The sequence below is a fragment of the Herbiconiux dendrobii genome (assembly GCF_052048175.1).
In the GTDB taxonomy this organism is placed as follows: Bacteria; Actinomycetota; Actinomycetes; order Actinomycetales; family Microbacteriaceae; genus Herbiconiux.
In genome coordinates, this window is the sequence record NZ_JBLZQV010000003.1 from 285431 (window position 1) to 302454 (window position 17024).

Annotated in this window: 15 protein-coding genes; 6 read left to right on the plus strand and 9 right to left on the minus strand. The window is 70.6% G+C overall.

The window, feature by feature from the left end; translation table 11 throughout:
- Positions 1-23 precede the first annotated feature (23 nt).
- Together ACN4JJ_RS10270 and ACN4JJ_RS10275 are read right to left on the minus strand one after the other, a co-directional pair.
- A complete protein-coding gene (locus ACN4JJ_RS10270; RefSeq protein WP_440709811.1) occupies positions 24-1067 on the minus strand; it encodes an LLM class flavin-dependent oxidoreductase in 1044 nt (347 codons plus the stop codon).
- Positions 1068-1460: 393 nt separating this feature from the next.
- Entirely contained in the window at positions 1461-1985 is a 525-nt protein-coding gene (locus tag ACN4JJ_RS10275; RefSeq protein ID WP_440709812.1) for a gamma carbonic anhydrase family protein, read from the minus strand.
- A gap of 64 nt (positions 1986-2049) precedes the next feature.
- Here ACN4JJ_RS10275 and ACN4JJ_RS10280 point away from each other — a divergent pair, with 64 nt between their 5' ends.
- Both ACN4JJ_RS10280 and ACN4JJ_RS10285 read left to right on the plus strand, forming a co-directional pair.
- Positions 2050-2451: a DUF3592 domain-containing protein gene (locus ACN4JJ_RS10280; protein WP_440709813.1), complete on the plus strand. Its 402-nt coding sequence runs from the start codon at positions 2050-2052 to the stop codon at positions 2449-2451.
- 25 nt (positions 2452-2476) lie between these two features.
- Positions 2477-3694, plus strand: coding sequence for a low temperature requirement protein A (locus ACN4JJ_RS10285; protein WP_440709814.1), 1218 nt, complete (start codon positions 2477-2479; stop codon positions 3692-3694).
- 27 nt (positions 3695-3721) lie between these two features.
- Here the strand turns inward: ACN4JJ_RS10285 and ACN4JJ_RS10290 are convergent, their stop codons facing one another.
- Positions 3722-5449, minus strand: coding sequence for an AMP-binding protein (locus ACN4JJ_RS10290; RefSeq protein WP_440709815.1), 1728 nt, complete (start codon positions 5447-5449; stop codon positions 3722-3724).
- A 79-nt stretch (positions 5450-5528) separates the two neighbouring features.
- On the opposite strand from ACN4JJ_RS10290, the gene ACN4JJ_RS10295 reads away from it, so the two are divergent.
- Positions 5529-5672, plus strand: a complete 144-nt coding sequence (locus ACN4JJ_RS10295; protein WP_440709816.1) for a hypothetical protein — start codon at positions 5529-5531, stop codon at positions 5670-5672.
- 42 nt (positions 5673-5714) lie between these two features.
- On the opposite strand, the gene ACN4JJ_RS10300 is transcribed toward ACN4JJ_RS10295, so the two are convergent.
- The 3 genes from ACN4JJ_RS10300 to ACN4JJ_RS10310 all read right to left on the minus strand — a co-directional run bounded on the left by ACN4JJ_RS10300 (position 5715) and on the right by ACN4JJ_RS10310 (position 8734).
- Positions 5715-5906 (minus strand): hypothetical protein, encoded by a 192-nt coding sequence (locus ACN4JJ_RS10300; protein WP_440709817.1) that lies wholly within the window; start codon positions 5904-5906, stop codon positions 5715-5717.
- 196 nt (positions 5907-6102) lie between these two features.
- Entirely contained in the window at positions 6103-6807 is a 705-nt protein-coding gene (locus ACN4JJ_RS10305; RefSeq protein ID WP_440709818.1) for a hypothetical protein, read from the minus strand.
- A gap of 280 nt (positions 6808-7087) precedes the next feature.
- A complete protein-coding gene (locus tag ACN4JJ_RS10310; RefSeq protein WP_440709819.1) occupies positions 7088-8734 on the minus strand; it encodes a DUF7059 domain-containing protein in 1647 nt (548 codons plus the stop codon).
- A gap of 129 nt (positions 8735-8863) precedes the next feature.
- On the opposite strand from ACN4JJ_RS10310, the gene ACN4JJ_RS10315 reads away from it, so the two are divergent.
- The 3 genes from ACN4JJ_RS10315 (at position 8864) to ACN4JJ_RS10325 (ending at position 12112) form a co-directional block, all read left to right on the plus strand.
- A complete protein-coding gene (locus tag ACN4JJ_RS10315; RefSeq protein ID WP_440709820.1) occupies positions 8864-10543 on the plus strand; it encodes a carboxylesterase/lipase family protein in 1680 nt (559 codons plus the stop codon).
- Positions 10544-10677: 134 nt separating this feature from the next.
- Complete coding sequence (locus ACN4JJ_RS10320; RefSeq protein ID WP_440709821.1) at positions 10678-11436, plus strand: HAD-IIB family hydrolase; 759 nt, start codon at positions 10678-10680, stop codon at positions 11434-11436.
- 13 nt (positions 11437-11449) lie between these two features.
- The gene (locus ACN4JJ_RS10325) at positions 11450-12112 is read left to right on the plus strand and encodes a pentapeptide repeat-containing protein (protein ID WP_440709822.1); all 663 of its coding nucleotides are present in this window, start codon (positions 11450-11452) and stop codon (positions 12110-12112) included.
- Between the two features lie 12 nt (positions 12113-12124).
- Here ACN4JJ_RS10325 and ACN4JJ_RS10330 read toward each other — a convergent pair whose 3' ends face one another.
- The 3 genes from ACN4JJ_RS10330 to aceA form a co-directional block, all read right to left on the minus strand.
- Positions 12125-13723: a cation:proton antiporter gene (locus ACN4JJ_RS10330; RefSeq protein ID WP_440709823.1), complete on the minus strand. Its 1599-nt coding sequence runs from the start codon at positions 13721-13723 to the stop codon at positions 12125-12127.
- 175 nt (positions 13724-13898) lie between these two features.
- Positions 13899-15542, minus strand: coding sequence for a malate synthase A (aceB, locus tag ACN4JJ_RS10335; protein WP_440709824.1), 1644 nt, complete (start codon positions 15540-15542; stop codon positions 13899-13901).
- 45 nt (positions 15543-15587) lie between these two features.
- Positions 15588-16952: an isocitrate lyase gene (gene aceA / locus ACN4JJ_RS10340; protein WP_440709825.1), complete on the minus strand. Its 1365-nt coding sequence runs from the start codon at positions 16950-16952 to the stop codon at positions 15588-15590.
- Between the last annotated feature and the right edge of the window lie 72 nt (positions 16953-17024).

Genomic DNA, 17024 nt, shown 5'->3' on the forward strand with positions numbered 1-17024 from the left:
GCCACGCGCAACCCCCAACGAACCTACCCGCGCGCTTCCAACTCCCGCACCCGCGGGATCACCTGCTCCGCGAACCGCTGCATCTCGGGAAGGTGCGGCGAGAACTGCAGCAACAGCAGGTCCACCCCGGCGTCCGAGAACTCCACGATGCGGCGCGCCACCTGGTCGGGCGTGCCGATGAGTTCGGGGCGGAGGCCGCGGTTCGACACCGAGTAGTCGCGCAGGTCGACCTTCTGCTCGAGCTGCGACTTCGAGATGAAGTCCTGGTACGACTCGTACGCGGCGCCCCCGCGCACATCCGTGATGCGGTCGAGCTCGGCCTGCGCCTCCTCCTCGGTGTCGCGCACGATCGCGTAGGCGGCCATGCCGAAGGCCGAGAACGGGGTGTCGGAGACCGCGGCACGTCGGGAGGTGAGGTCGGCGACCTTGGTGCGGAGCTCATCCGGAGTCCCCCCATGCGTGACGTAGGCATCCGCGAACCGCGCGATCGCCTGCTTGCCGCCCTCGCTCTCACCACCGGCGTAGATGACGGGCTGCACCTGGGGCTTGGGCTCGAGGTAGGTGTTCTCGATCTCGTAGTAGTCGCCCTTGAAGCTGTAGGGCGTCTCGTTCCAGAGCCCCTTCAAGATCTCGACGAACTCGAGGCTGCGGCGGTACCGGTCGTCGTGCTCACTGAAGATGCCGCCGTACTGCCGGGCCTCCTCGGCCCACCAGGCCGACACGACGTTGAGGGTGAAGCGCCCGCCGGAGATGTCGTCGATGGTGGCCGCACGCTTGGCCGCGACCGCCGGCAGGTGGTAGCCGGGACGGATGGCGGTGAGGATCTCGATGCGCTCGGTGACGGCGGCGACCGCGGCCGCGAGCTCCCAGGCGTCCAGGCTCGGTGCCGACTGCCCCTTCACGTCGTTGAGGTTCAGCTCGGCGATCAGGGTGACGTCGAAGCCCACGCGCTCGGCGGTCTGCGCGATCTCCTTCACGTGCTGGAAGGTCACCGGGGTGTGCTCGTCGTCGACGTTGCGGAGCCAGCCGCCGAAGATGGGCGTCCAGTACCCGAAGCGCATAGTCATGGCTCGAGTCTAGGAGCGCGCGATCCGGCCCCCGACCAGCGTTACGCTGCTTTACTGCCGGTCGCGCCGGGCTTCGGTGCTTGTTGCCGGTCGCGCCGGGCTTCGGTGCTTGTTGCCGGTCGCGCCGGGCTTCGGTGCCTGTTGCCGGTCGCGCCGGGCTTCGCTCGGCGTGACCGGGCTGCGCCGGTCCCTGCCCGGCGCAGCGCGACATGTGAGCGCGCGGTCGAACGACCCGGCCTGCGGTCGGGACGTTCGGCCACACGCTCACCTTGGGTCGGCGAGTACGGCCTGAGAGTTTGGATTCTCGAATGCAGTCGACACTTCGGACGCCCGCCACGCGATGGCACTTCGGACGCTCGCCACGCGCTGGCACTTCGGGCGCTCGGGGTTGGGTCAGGGGGCGGGGAGGATCTCGGCAGCGGCGTGGGCGGCGCTCAGACGGAGGTAGGTGGCGGCGTTGGTGCGGAGGCCGGCGCGCTCGTCGTCGGTCAGGGGGCGGCGCACCTTGGCGGGCACACCGGCCACGAGGGAGCCGGGCGGCACGATCGTGCCCTCGAGCACCACGGCACCCGCCGCGACGAGCGAGCCCGCGCCGATCACGGCGCCGTTCAGCACCGTGGACGACATGCCGATCAGGCAGTCGTCCTCGACCGTGCAGCCGTGCAGCACCGCGCCGTGGCCGACGCTCACGCCCGATCCGATTCTCGTGGGGCGGCCGGCGTCGACGTGCACCACCACGTTGTCCTGCAGGTTCGAGCCCTCGCCCAGGTGGATCGTGTCACCGTCGGCCCGCAGCACGGCGCCGTAGAACACGCTCGAGCCGGCCGCCAGCGTGACCTGACCGATGACGACGGCGGTGGGCGCCACCCAGGCCGTCTCGGAGATCTCGGGGGCGTGGCCTTCGTAGCGGATGATCATGTCTCTCCTCGTCGAGTGGTCACGCCAGCCTATCCAGACCGCCCGGGGCAATAGGGTGGGCAGCATGCAGGATCCGGTCGGCGCGCTCTCGTTGATCCTCGAGCTGTTCAGCTGGATCGGTATCGTCGCCGGGCTCGTGCTGCTGGTGGTCGGCCTCGTGCGTGGCGCCTTCTTCCGCGGCTGGCGCGAGACGCTCGGGGTCGTCGTGCTCGACGCATCCGGAGACCTCGTCTACCGCTGGCTCGGCGAAGACGGGGTGCTCTACGAGGCGCCGTCGATCGACGACGACACGCAGGTGCTCGAGCCGGGCGAAGACGTGACGGTGTACGTGAACCCGCGCGATCCCTCGGTGGGGCGGGTCGACGACCCCACGCACGAAGGGCGGGCGCTGCGCACCACCGGGTGGATCCTCTTGGGGCTCGGCATCGTCGCCGTCGTGGTGCAGTTCGCCCTCCTTTTCCTCTGACTCGCTCCGGTCCTAGGCTTCAGCCATGTCGACAGACGGCCCCGCCCGCGCCCTCAGCGGCATCGTCCCGGTGATCCGGATGCGCGCGCGCTCGATCCACGAAGACGGCCGGGTCTCGAGCCCCCTCGAACTGCTCTTCGACCTCACCTTCGTGGTGGCCGTCTCCTCGATCGTCGGCCAGCTGGCGCACGCCATCGCCGAAGATCACATCGGCACGGCACTGCCGAACTTCCTGATGGTGTTCTTCGCCATCTGGTGGGCCTGGCTCACCTTCACCTGGTTCGCCTCGGCCTACGACACCGACGACGTGCCCTACCGCCTGCTCACGCTGCTGCAGATGGGCGGGGTGCTCGTGCTGGCCGCGGGGGTGCCGAGCGCCTTCGGCGAGGGCGACTACTTCTTGATCACGCTCGGCTACCTCATCATGCGCGTCGCCATCATCACGCAGTGGCTGCGGGCGGCGGTTCAGGATGCCGAAGGGCGGCGCACCGCCCTCCGGTACGCGCTGGCGATCGGCATCGTGCAGGCGCTGTGGATCATCCGGTACGTCACCGTGGTCGACGTGCCCTTCTGGGTGCAGGTCACCGTGTTCGCCGCGCTGGCGGTGTGCGAGATGGCGACCCCGATCTGGGCCGAACGGCACCGCTCGACGAGCTGGCATCCGCACCACGTGGCCGAACGCTACGCGCTGTTCACCATCATCCTGCTCGGCGAATCGGTGCTGGCCTCGACGGTGGGCGTGCAGAACGTCATCACCGCCGGCTCGTCGTCGGGCGAGTTCGTGCTGCTCGCCGCCTGCGGCCTCGCCCTGCTGTTCGGGCTGTGGTGGGTGTACTTCCTCGAACCGGCGCACGACGGCCTGGAACGGCGGCGCTCCCGGTCGTTCTTCTGGGGCTACGGGCACTACTGGATCTTCGCGGCCCTCGCCGCCGTCGGAGCGGGCCTGGAGGTCGGCGTCGACGCGATCGGCCACCACGTCGAGGCGCCCACCGTCGTCGTGGCCTACGCCATCGCCTTGCCGGTCGCGGTGTACCTGGTGATGATGTGGGTGCTCTACCGCCCGCTGACCGGGCCCACCGTCATCCCGCCGGCCGTCTCGCTGGGAGCCGCGGCGGTCATCCTGCTGCTCCCATTGACGACGGCGGTGCTGCCGCTCGGCGTCGTGGTGCTCGCCGTCACGCTGGCCGTCGGCCTCGTGGTGGCGCTCACCATCCTGGTCAGGCGGCCGGCCGCCCACGCCTGAAGCAGGCGGCCGCGAGCCACCGGGTGATCAGGCCGCCGCGCCCTCGCCCGCCTCGTCCAGCAGCTTCTTGAGCTCGCGCCGCAGCACCTTGCCCACGTTCGACTTGGGCAGCTCGTCGCGGAACAGGATCTTCGTGGGCCGCTTGTAGCCCGCCAGCTCCCCCTTGAAGTACGCCCGCAGCTCGTCGTCGGTGAGCGAGTCGTCGGCCTTCACCACGAAAAGCACCACGGTCTCGCCCGAACGGTCGTCCGGAACCCCGATCACGCCCGCATCCTTGACCTTCGGATGCTGCATCGCCACCTCCTCGACCTCGCTCGGGTAGACGTTGAAGCCCGACACCACCACCAAGTCCTTCTTGCGGTCGACGATGGTGATGTAGCCGTCGTCGGCCATCGTGGCCACGTCGCCGGTGAGCAGCCAGCCGTCTTTGAGCACCTCGGCGGTGGGCTCGGGCTGGTTCCAGTAGCCCGACATCACCTGGGGGCCGCGCACGCACAGCTCGCCCGGCTCGCCGAAAGGTACCGGCTCGCCGTCTTCGCCGCGCAGCTCGATGTCGGTGGAGGGCAGCGGGAGGCCGATGGTGCCGACGCGCGGGGTGGTCCAGGTGGGGTTCACGGAGACGACCGGCGAGGCCTCGGTGAGACCGTAGCCTTCGAGCAGGTCATGGCCGGTGGCCTCGCGCCAGGCCTTCGCGGTGGCGCCGCGCACGGCCATGCCGCCGGCGACCGAGAGCTTCACGCCCGCGAAGTCGAGCGCGCGGAACGCCGGCGCATCCAGCAGCGAGGCGGCGAGGGTGCTCACCAGGATGAGCACGCTCGGCTTCGTCTTGGTGAGGGTGCCCACGAGGTCGGCGGTGTCGCGCGGATTCGTGATGAGCACGTTGTGCGATCCGTAGGCGAAGAACGCCAGGCAGTTCACCGTCAGAGAGAAGATGTGGTACAGCGGCAGGGCCGCGATCACGGTCTCCTTGCCCTCGTGCAGGCGCAGACTCATCGGCGCGAGCATCTGCGCCTGATTGGCGATCAGGTTGGCGTGCGTGATGATCGCGGCCTTCGTGCCACCGGTGGTGCCACCGGTGTACTGCAGCAGGGCGGTGTCATCGCTCGTGATGGCGGGACGCTCGGCGCGGCCGGCGTGGTGGTGCTTGCGGCCGGCCGCCACGGCATCGCGGAACGACGTCGTGCCCGTAAGGCCGTTGGCCGGCACCATCTTGCGCACGCGCTTCACCACGAAGTTGGTGACGAACCGCTTCACGGGCGGCAGCAGGTCGCCCACCTCGGTGACGATGACGTGCCGGATGCTCGTCTCGGCGAGCACCTTCTCGAGCTTGTCGGCGAAATTGGCGAGCACCAGGATGGCGACGGCTCCCGAGTCGACGAACACCTTCTGCATCTCGTGCGCGGTGTAGAGCGGGTTCGCGTTCACCACGACGAGACCGGCCTTCAGCGCGCCGAACACGGCCACCGGATACTGCAGCACGTTGGGCATCTGCAGCACGATCCGGTCGCCCTTGGACAGGCCCAGTTCGCCCAGCAGATAGGCGGCGAAATGGTCGGAGAGCTCGTCGACCTCGCGGAAGCTCAGCACCGTGCCGAGGTTCGAGAACGCGGGGGCGTCGCCGTGCTTGCGGCAGGTGCCGGTCACGAGCTCGCCGACGGTGGCGAACTCGGCGGCACCGATGGTGGGGGCCAGATCCGGTGAGTAGCTGCTCAGCCACGGGCGGGTCTCGTATGCGTTCTGCGCCTGATCGTTCATGGCCTTCTTCGGTGTCGTCGGCGTGCCGGCCCGCAGCATCGGGTGGGCTCGCACATACCGTACCCGCTATCGTCGACTCATGATGAACGACGACGACGAACGACCCGCCGGTTTCATCTCACGCCTGGGCCGTGCCCGCGGGCTCGCCTGGATCGTGATCATCGGGCTGGTCGCCCTCAGCATCGGCGCGATCTCGGTCGTGATCGTGCTGCAGAACTCCTGAGGCCTGCCCCGCTCCGCCCGTCTCGCTGACGTGCGGGTTGTGTCAGGCCTCGTCGGGGGTGGCGTCGTCGAGCAGTTCCTGGTCCCAGTCCTTGACGGCCTGCTCGGCTTCCTCGCGGGTGTCGAACGGGCCGAGGGAGGGGGCCTCGGGGAACTCTTCGGGGTTCAGGTCGGTCGTGACGAAGTAGGTGACGGTGTCGTCTTGTTCGTGCTCGACGATGCGCAGATCGGTCATGCTGCCGACTCTACCGGGCCGGTGACGGCCCTGCGGATCCCGGGAGCACTCGCGCGGTGAGCGAGCGTTCCCTGGTCATCCGTTCGGTGCGATTCCGGAGTGCGGTGCGATTCGGAGTGCGGTGCGATTCGGAATGCGGCGCGATTCGGAATGCGGCGCGATTCGGAATGCGGCGCGATTCGGAATGCGGCGCGGATCAGAAGTCGAAGCCGCCACCGAAGTCGCCGCCGCCACCGAAATCTCCGCCACCGAAGTCGCCGCCGCCGAAGTCGCCGCTTCCGCCCGACCAATCGCCGCCGCCGTCGGCCGAGACGTCACCGGATGCGTCACCCGAGGCATCCGTGCCGCCCGCGTCACCGCTGCCGTCGCCGGAGTCGCCTGAATCGCCCGTGTCACCCGAGTCGGCCGCCTGGTCGGCGGACGGGCCGGGGAGGAACGCGCTCACCAGGGCCGATCCGATCACGTAGCCGGCGATCGTGCCCATCATCGAGGAGGCGAGCATGCCGCCGAAGCCCATGCCGCCGTTGCCGCCGTTGCCGCCGTTCCCGTTGCCGTTGAACGAGCGCTCGAGCGTGCCCGGCTGGCGGATCTCGGAGCGGGTCGCCGACTGCGCGAGCGAGCGCGGGTCGTCGCCGCGCGGGGCGTCGCCGGCCGGGGCGTTGGCGCTCAGCTGCTGGAAGAGCAACTGCCGCTGCTCGGGCGTGAGCTTGGTGAACGCCTCTTCGTGCACCTGCTCGATGGTCTCGGGCGGGGCCGTGCGCAGCAGGTAGCGGTAGCGCTCGACGGCGATCTCGTCGTCGGATCGCGCGGGGGTCGCGGCGGCCGGCGCGGTGGCGCGGGGCTGCGGCGTGTACTGCGGCTGCGGTTCTTCTCGGCCTAGCAGTCGGTCGAGGAATCCCATGGTGATCGCTCCGATCTCAGGCGGCGCCGTGCGCGCCGTCGCTGGAGTCCAGTCTCCCGGAGGCGACTGGAGAATCACTGGGGGCCGCCCCGACTTCGCCCGCGACTTGACAGAAGTCGCCGCATTTCGGCTCGACATGGCACAACTTGTGTCAAGTCGCGGGTGGGTGGGTGGGTGGGTCGGGGCGGGTGGGTCGGGCTGGGTGGGCCGGGGCGGGTGGGACGGGGCGGGTGGGAGGAGGCGGGTAGGCCGGGGCGGGCGGGACGAGGCGGGCGGCGGGTCAGGCGGGGAGGAGGATCGCGTCGGCGAGGAGGGCGCGGATGCGCGGGAGGAGCTCGGCGGTGAGGGCGGCCTCGTCGACCGCGAGCACCTCGGCGAGCGCACCGCAGATCGCTCGCACGCTGAGGTCGCCGTCGCAGGCTCCGATGAGGGCGGCGAGCCCGGTGTCGAGCGAGACGGAGCGGCCGAAGCCCCCGCCCTGGCGCAGGGTCATCACCACCGGATCCTCCTGGCCGGGCCAGTAGTGGCGCTCCTCGGTGATGTCGGAGGCGTAGACGAGGGTGGCCCGCAGCAGCTCGTCGTCGTCGTGCCGCACCGACCAGTCGTGGCCGGCGAGACAGGCCGCCAGGTGGTCGCCGAGGCCGACCGGGTTGCTGCCGAGGCCTTGGTCGAGACGCTCGTAGCGCTCGAGCGTGGGGACGCCGGCGCCACCGCCGCCGCTGGTCGGGGGCTTGCGGAACAGCAGGTACCCGAACCCCACCTCCGAGACGCCCCGGCCACGGAAGTCGTCCAGCCACGCGGAGTACAGCGCCTCGAACGCCGGGGTTCCGGGGCGCGTGCCGCCGTCACGGATCCAGGTCTCGGCGTAGGTCGGCGCATCCTGCCGCTCCCGCTCGATCACCCAGGCGTCGAGAGCCTGCTCGCCCGACCGCGGAACCCACGAGCGCACCCGCTCGAGACCGTCGCGCTCGCCGTCGGCCCCGGATGCGTCGCCCGCAGTCGCCCCGCTGCCGCCCGCGCCCGTCCCGGCCGCCCCGCCCGCCGCGCGGTACTCCCAGTTGCCGAGCAGCTGCGCGATGCCGCCGGGCCGCAGGTGCGCCCCGAGCTGCCGCACCACCGACTCCACGAGCCCGTCGCCCACGAGCCCGCCGTCGCGGTACTCGTACAGCGGCACCCCGTCGACCCGCGGCGTGATCACGAACGGCGGATTCGACACGATCCGGTCGAACCGCTCCCCCGCCACCGGCTCGAACAGGCTGCCGTGCCGGAACTCGATCGACTCCACCCGGTTCAGCCGCGCGTTGAACTCGGCGAGAGCGAGTGCGCGCCGCGAGATGTCGGTGGCCACCACCCGGCGTGCGAACCGGGCCGCGTGCAGGGCCTGGATGCCGCATCCGGTGCCGAGGTCGAGCACCGAGTCGACCGGACTGGCGATCATCAGCCCGCTCAGGGTCATGGATGCTCCGCCGACGCCGAGCACGTGGTCTTCGTCGAGCGCGCGGCCGAGGGCGCCCTCGCCGAGGTCGGAGACGATCCACCAGCTGCCGGCGCCGAGCGAGTCGACGAAGCTGTAGGGGCGCAGGTCGAGCAGGGCGCGCACGCGGGAGCCGTCGTCGACGAGCCCCACGATCCCCAGTTCGAGAGCACCCTGCACACCCGTCGCCGGGAGCGCGCCCCGGAGGTCGGCCACCGTCACCGAGTCGCCCAGCACGAACAGCCGCGCCAGTGTCTCCACCGGCCGCGGCTCCGCACGGCCGGCGGCCGCCTCCGCCTCGAGCCGCCGCTCGAGCTCCCGCCGGGCCGGGAGCGTCTGCCCCCGGAACAGCGCCGAGGCCGCCGACGTCCCCCAGATGCCGTCGAGCACGTCCACGCGATAGCGGGCGGCCGTGAGGTCTGCGTGCAGCTGGTCGATCTGTGCGAGGTTCACTCCCCTATTCAAGCGGCAATCGGATGCGGCGCCGACGTCCCGGCCGTCGGAACGAGCGTCCGCCCGCGGCCCCGATGACCCCGAGAAGGGCGCTGCCGCGCGAGCGCACCGTCTCGCTACAGTGGCCTCATGACCCGCGTCACCGCAGATCCGCTCGTCGTCGACACCGGCGCGGGGGCCGTGCGCGGCGCTACCGCCGACGGGGTCCGCCGCTGGCGGGGCATCCCCTACGCCGCCGCGCCCGTCGGCCCGCTGCGCTTCGTGGCACCACAGCCGCCCGAGCCGTGGGACGGCATCCGCGACGCCCTCGCCTTCGGCGACGCGGCGCCTCAGCACGTCAACAAGGCGGTGACGCTGCCCGAGGGCGTCCAGCAGTCCGAAGACTGCCTCACCCTGAACGTGCTCGCGCCCGCCGAGCCGGCCGCGACCCCCGGCGAGCCGCTCCAGGATGCCGCCGCGCATCCGGTGCTCGTCTGGATCCACGGCGGCGCCTATTTCGCCGGCTCCAGCGCACAGCCGCTGTTCGACGGCACGCACCTCGTGCTCAACGGCGACGTGGTCGTCGTGAGCCTGAACTACCGGCTCGGCGCTCTCGGCTTCCTCGACTTCTCGGAGTGGGCGGATGCCGCGGCCCCCGACACCCGCTTCGACACGAACCTCGGCCTCCGCGACATCCTCGCGGCCCTGCACTGGGTGCGCGAGAACATCGCGGCGTTCGGCGGCGACCCGGCGAACGTGACCCTCTTCGGCGAGTCGGCGGGCGGCGGCTGCGTCACCACGCTGCTCACCTCGCCCGCGGCCGAGGGCCTGTTCCACCGCGCGATCGCCGAGAGCTCCCCCGCCACCTCGGTGTACGGGCCGCAGCGGGCGGCCGTGGTCGCGCGCCGTTTTCTCGCCCAGCTCGGCATCGATCCGGACGGCCCGGTCGAGCCCGCGCGCGCCGCCACTTCGGAGGCATCCGCCGTCGGCATCGATCCGGATGCCCCGGCCGCCGCACCCGCCGCATCCGCCAACCCGATCGCCCGGCTCCGGCAGCTGCCCGCGGAGCGCCTCAGCCAGGCCGCGTTCGACCTGATCGGCGCGGTGGCGGCCGAGTCCCCGGGCACGCTCGCGATCGCGCCGGTGGTCGACGGCGACATCGTGCCGCAGCATCCGATCGACGCCTACCGCACCGGAACCCAGCTCGCCGTTCCCCTCATCATCGGCACGAACCGCGACGAGGCCTCGCTGTTCCGCCTGATGAAGTCGCCGTTGATGCCCATCACCGAGTCGTCGGTGCACGCCATGTTCGCCGAGATCAAGGCCGAGCGGCCCGACCTCGCCGACGCCGAGCCGCGCATCGAGGCCGCCTACCCGCACTTCCCGCACCACCGCACGCCTGCCGAGCTGTCGCGGGACGCCGGGTTCCGGATGCCCTCGATCTGGCTCGCCGCCGCGCACAGCCGGGTCGCCCCCACGCGCATGTACCGCTTCGACCACTCGCCGCCGATGCTGAAGCTGCTCGGCATCGGCGCCACGCACGGCGCCGAGATCGCCTACGTGTTCGGCACCCTGAAGATCGCGAAGAAGGACTTCAGCTTCGACCTCGGCGGGCTCCCCGCGGCTCGCGCGCTGTCGGCGCTCGTGCAGCACCGCTGGCTGGCCTTCGCGCGCACGGGCGAGCCCACCGGCGCCGACGGATCGCCCTGGCCGCTCTACGACACCGCCACCCGCTCGACCCTGGTCTTCGACCACGGCGAGACGGTGACCGACGACCCGGATGCCGCGATCCGCACGGCCTGGGGCGACGAGGTCATCGGCTTCCGCTGAGAACCGGCCGGAACCCGCGTGGCGCGATCCGTCACCGGCGTCTGCGACAATCGGAGTTCCGCGCCTGCACACGCCGGCGCCCGCGCATCCGCAGCATCGCTCGCTGCATCCCCATCCGTAGAGGAGATTCCCCTGTGACGACGAACGTCCGCCTGGTCGCCTTCGACCTCGACGACACGCTTGCCCCCTCCAAGGCTCCACTCGACCCGCAGATGGCCGCGATCCTCGTGCGCCTGCTCGACGAGGTGCCCGTCTGCGTCATCTCCGGCGGCCAGATCGCGCAGTTCCAGTCGCAGCTGATCGCGAACCTCCCCGACTCCCCCGAGCAGCTCGAGCGCCTGCACCTCATGCCTACCTGCGGCACGCAGTACTACCGCTACGACGGCGGCTGGCAGCAGGTCTACGCCGAGAACCTCAGCGACGACGAGAAGGCGCGTGCTCAGGATGCCGTGGAGGCCAAGGCGAAAGAGCTCGGCTTCTGGGAGACCGACACCTGGGGCCCCGTGCTCGAAGACCGCGGCTCGCAGATCACGTTCTCGGCGCTCGGGCAGGACGCCCCGATCAGCGCCAAGTCGGTCTGGGACCCGACCGGTGAGAAGAAGGAGGCCCTGCGCGCGGCCGTCGCGCCGCTCCTCCCCGACCTCGAGGTGCGCTCGGGCGGCTCGACCTCGGTCGACATCACGCGCAAGGGCATCGACAAGGCCTACGGCATGAACCGCCTGGCCGAGCTGACCGGCATCCCGCTGGACGCCATGCTCTTCGTCGGCGACCGGCTCGACGAGGGCGGCAACGACTACCCCGTGAAGGCGCTCGGTGTGCCCACCCGCGCGGTCGAGGGCTGGCACGACACGGTCGCGGTGATCGAAGAGTTCCTGGCCGGGCGCCAGGCCTGACCCGCGCTCACCGGTGGCCGGCAAGAAGAACTCCCGCGCTCCGCGGATCGACCCGATCCGGCTCGACGCGCTGACCGAGGGCGACCCCGCGCTGCTCGCGGCCAACGAGAACGTGTTCGGCGAGCGCTTCGACGCCGCCGACCTCAGCGGCCGCGATCTCAGCGGAGCCTCGTTCACCGAGTGCGAGTTCCTCGACCTGCTGGCCCACGAGGCCGACCTGCGCGGCACGAGCTTCGCCGACACCCGCTTCGAGCGGGTGAACGCGCCGGTCTTCGCCGCCCCCCGCTCGCGCTTCCGCGACGTGAGCCTGGACGCCTCCCGCCTGGGCTCGGCGGAGTTCTTCGACGCGAGCTGGGAGTCGGTGCACGTCACCGGCTGCAAGCTCGGCTACGTGAACCTGCGCGGCGCGCGCCTGAACGACGTGCAGTTCACCGACTGCACGATCGACGAGCTCGATCTCGGTGACGCCACGGCCACCCGGGTCGCGTTCCCGGGAACCCGGATCGGCACGCTCGACGTGACCCGCAGCATCCTGAGCGAGGTCGACCTACGCGCGCTCGAGGCGTCGCACATCGTGACCCTCGAGGGCCTGCGCGGCGCGATCATGACCCCGTACCAGATCACCGAGCTGGCAACCGTCCTCGCCCAGCAGTTCGGCATCGTCGTCGAGGACTGACCCTCCGGGCTGCTACTCGCCGCGGCGGGGCTTGCCGAGGTTGAGCTCGGTCTCCTCGACGTCGATCTTGGCGAGGACCGCCTTCACGGCCCGCTCCTGGTAGCGCCCCTCGGCGCGCGCCTTGAGCACGGCCTCCCGCTCGGCCTCGATCATCACCCGGCGCAGCCGCGCATACGCCTTCGCCGGTGGCTCGACCCCCTCGTCGGCCGGGTTCTCCAGTGCATCGCTGAGGAAGCGGGCGTTCACCCGCAGGCGGTCGACCACGCGCTCCTCCACAGCATCCGTCACCTCGTCGTCGAGCCGGGCCAGCCCGGAGTTCTGCGCCTCGGCGAGCAGCATGTGCACCTCGGTCTGCTCCTGCGAGAAGTCGGGCGGCGGCAGCTTGAGGCGACGGATGACGAAGGGAAGCAGCGCCCCGCCGAGCAGCGTGCCCACCACCACCACGAAGGCGAGGAACTGGATGAACGCACGCCCGGGTGTCTCTTCGGGCAGCAGGAACACCGCCGCGAGCGTGACGACGCCCCGGATGCCGGCGACCGACACGGCGATGCCGTTGCGCCAGCTCCACCCCCGGTTGCGCAGCCACTGCGGGCCGAAGCGGTAGATCGAGGTGGTGAGCATCATCCAGGCGAAGCGGGAGAGGAAGATCACGAGCAGCAGCACGACCGAGATGACCACGGTCGGCCAGACGCCGGGGCTGTCGGCGACGGCGCCCTGGAAGATGGCGAACAGGCTCAGGCCGATGAACAGGAACACCGCGTTCTCGAGCAGGAACTGGATGGTGCGCCAGTTCAGCGACTCGGCGATGCGCGCCTCGGCGGTCTGGATGACGGGCGCCCGGAAGCCCAGGTACAGGCCGGCGACGACCACGGCGAGCACGCCCGATCCGTGCAGCAGCTGGGCCGGGATGAAGGCGATGAACGGCGTGATCAGCGAGAGGCTGGTGTCGAGCACGGGCGCACGCAGGTGCTTGCGGATGAAGCCGATCACGAACCCCATCACGAATCCGATGCCGACGCCCACGACCACGGCGATCACGAACTCGAGCACGACCGTCCAGGGCGTGAGCGGTTCGGCGGAGGGGTTCATGCCGATGACGATCCCGGCGATGGCCGCGTTCAGCGCCACCAGCGCGGTGGCGTCGTTCAGCAGGCTCTCGCCCTCGAGCACCGTGACGAGCCGGCGCGGGAGTTTGAGGCGGCCGGCGATCGCGGTGACGGCCACGGCATCCGTCGGCGCCACGACCGCACCGAACGCGAACGCGGCGGCCAGCGAGATGGCCGGGATGACCAGCCACGCGGTGAGTCCCACGGTCACCACGGTGAAGGCCACGAGGCCCACACTGAGCAGCAGGATGCCGTCGCGCCTCGCCCGCACGTCGGCGAACGAGGTGCGGATGGCGGCCGCGTAGAGCAGCGGCGGTAACAGCCCGTACAGGATGAGGTCGGGCTCGACCTCGATCGTCGGCACGCCCGGGATGAACGACACGACGGCGCCCACGACCACGAGCACGATCGGCGCCGACACCCCCACGCGCCCCGCGAGCCCCGTGACGGCCACGGTCACGGCGACGAACGAGACGATCCAGATGATGGTGCCCACCGCGTCCATCCCCCCATTATGGCGGCGCCGTGCGCGGCCTCCGGCGGAATACGGGTTCGGGGCGGGCGATCGAGGTGGTCACCGCTGCCCCACCCTTCGCCGACCCGTCACTCAGTCCCGCTATGCGGGGCTCAGAACGGGAGTGAGTGACGGGTCGGCGGGGTGGTGGGTGGTGCGGGTGGCGTCAGGCCGCGACGTCTTCGCGCGCGGGCGCGGTGTCGACGAGGTAGTGGGCGTAGGCGGGGATGGTGAGGAAGGTCGGGAACTCGTCCTCCAGCGCCACCATCCGCACGATGTTCTCGGCGTCGTCGAAGCGGTCGGCGAGGGAGCGGTCCATCGAACGCATCACGTCGTGCAGCACACTCTCCACGTAAGAGCGGGTGATGGCGGTTCCCGAGGTGGTGACGACGCCTTGGCGGATCCACTGCCAGAGCTGCGAGCGCGAGATCTCGGCCGTGGCGGCGTCCTCCATGAGGTCGTCGATCGCCGCGGCGCCGACCCCGCGCAGCCAGCTCTCGATGTAGCGGAGGGCGACCGACACGTTCGCCCTCACCCCGGCATCCGTCACCTCGTGCGTGATGCCGGAGAGGTCGACCAGCGAGGCCGCCGTCACCGACACCTCGGGCCGCTGCCGGTCGAGCTGGTTCGGCCGCTCGCCGAGCACCGCGTCGAACTCGGCACGCGCGGTGGCGATGAGCCCCGGATGCGCCACCCAGGTGCCGTCGAAGCCGTCGCCGGCCTCGCGTCGCTTGTCGTCGGACACTTCGGCCAGGGCGCGTTCGGTGACCTCGGGCTTGCGGCTGTTCGGGATGAACGCACTCATGCCTCCGATGGCATATGCCCCTCGTTTGTGGCAGGTCTGCACCAGCAGCTCGGTGTAGGCGCGCATGAACGGCACCGTCATGGTGATCTCCGAACGGTCCGGCAGCACGTAGCTGCGGCCCCGGTCGCGGTAGTTCTTGATCAGGCTGAAGATGTAGTCCCACCGCCCGGCGTTCAGCCCCGCCGCGTGATCCTTCAGTTCGTAGAGGATCTCGTCCATCTCGAACGCGGCCGAGATCGTCTCGATCAGGATGGTGGCGCGAATCGTGCCGTGCGGAATGTGCAGGGCGTTCTCGCTGAAGGTGAACACGTCGTCCCAGAGCCGCGCCTCGAGGTGGTTCTCGAGCTTCGGCAGGTAGAAGTACGGCCCGCGGCCGCCCTCGATCAGGGCTTGCGCGTTGTGGAAGAAGTAGAGCCCGAAGTCGACCAGCGATGCCGAGGCGGGCCGCCGGTGACCGGCCCGGTCGGTGTAGCAGAGGTGCTTCTCGACCAGGTGCCAGCCGCGCGGACGCATGATGATGGTCGGGGTCGCAGATGCCGTCACCCGGTACTCCTTGCCCTCCTCGCTGGTGAAGGCGAGCCGCCCGCGGATGGCGTCGAACAGGCTGAGCTGCCCGCCGACGATGTTCGACCAGGTGGGGCTCGTGGCGTCTTCGAGGTCGGCGAGCCAGGCCTTGGCGCCGGAGTTGAGCGCGTTGATCGTCATCTTCGGGTCGGTGGGCCCGGTGATCTCGACCCGGCGGTCTTCGAGCCCGGGCCCGGCGCCGGCGACGCGCCACTCGCTGTTCTCGCGAACGGATGCCGTCTGGGGCAGGAAGCGCAGGTCGCGGCCGTTCTCGATCGACTTGCGGGCGATCATCCGCGCTTCGAGGCGCTCCTGCCGGCGGCCGGCGAACTGGTCGTGCAGCCGCGCGACGAAGTGCAGGGCGGCGGGGGTGAGGATCTCGTCGAAGCGCTCGGGCGAGTCGGTCGTGATCGTGATGGTCGAGGTGTGGTGGGGAGACATGATCGGTGGTCCTTTCGGAGGTCGTGCGGCGGGGTGGATTGCGGCTCAGTGGAACTGCTCGGACTCGGTCGACCCCACGAGCGCGAGGGTGGCGCTGTCGGGGTTCAGGGCCGTGGCGATCCGGTCGAAGTAGCCGGTGCCCACCTCACGCTGGTGCTTCGTGGCGGTGTATCCGTCGGCCTCGGAGGCGAATTCGGCCTCCTGCAGCTCGACGTAGGCGCTCATGTGCGTCTCGCCGTAGCCGCGGGCGAGGGTGTACATGGAGTGGTTGAGGGCGTGGAAGCCCGCGAGGGTGATGAACTGGAACTTGTAGCCCATTGCCGACAGGTCGCTCTGGAAGGTGGCGATCTGCGCATCCGTCAGCTTGCTCTTCCAGTTGAAGCTGGGGCTGCAGTTGTAGGCGAGCAGCTTGCCGGGGTGCTCGGCGTGGATGGCCTCGGCGAAGCGGCGGGCGAGCTCGATGTCGGGTTCGGAGGACTCGACCCAGAGCAGGTCGGCGTAGGGGGCGTAGGCGAGGCCGCGGGAGATGACGGTCTCGATGCCGGGGGTGGTGCCGTAGAACCCCTCGGGGGTGCGCGATCCGTCGAGGAACGGCACGTCGCGGGAGTCGACGTCGCTCGTGATGAGGTTGGCGGCGAGCGAGTCGGTGCGGGCGATGATGATGGTCGGCACACCGGCGACATCCGCCGCCAGCCGGGCCGCGTTCAGGGTGCGCACGTGCTGCGCGGTGGGGATGAGCACCTTGCCGCCCATGTGCCCGCACTTCTTCTCGCTGGCGAGCTGGTCTTCCCAGTGCACGCCCGCGGCACCGGCCTGGATCATCGACTTCATCAGCTCGTAGGCGTTGAGCGGCCCGCCGAAGCCGGCTTCCGCATCCGCGACGATCGGCACGAGCCAGCCCACCCCATCGGCTGACGCCGGTCCTTGCCCGGCGTGCGCGCTCGGATCCACCGACGCGGTCGCCGAATCCGAGCCGGTGCCATACCGCTCGGCGAACTCGATCTGGTCGGCCCGCAGCAGGGCGTTGTTGATGCGGCGCACGACGGCCGGCACCGAGTTGGCCGGGTAGAGGCTCTGGTCGGGGTAGGTCTGGCCGCTGAGGTTGGCGTCGGCGGCGACCTGCCAGCCGGAGAGGTAGATGGCCTTGAGGCCGGCGCGAACCTGCTGCACGGCCTGGTTGCCGGTGAGGGCGCCGAGGGCGGCGACCCAGCTCGACTCGTCGTGGATGAGATTCCAGAGGTTCTCGGCCCCGCGGGCGGCGAGGGTGTTGTCTTCGGCGACCCGTCCGCGCAGGGCCACGACGTCTTCGGCGCTGTAGTCGCGCTGGATGCCGTTCCAGCGGGCGTCGGTCTTCCACGACGTCTCGAGCTCGGCGGCGGTCTGGATCTGGTCTCCGGGGCGGGTGGTCATGACGGGTGCTCCAATGCGGTCTGCCATCGCAGCGGGAAAGCTGCTCGGGTTCGACTCTGCGGCCTGCACGAC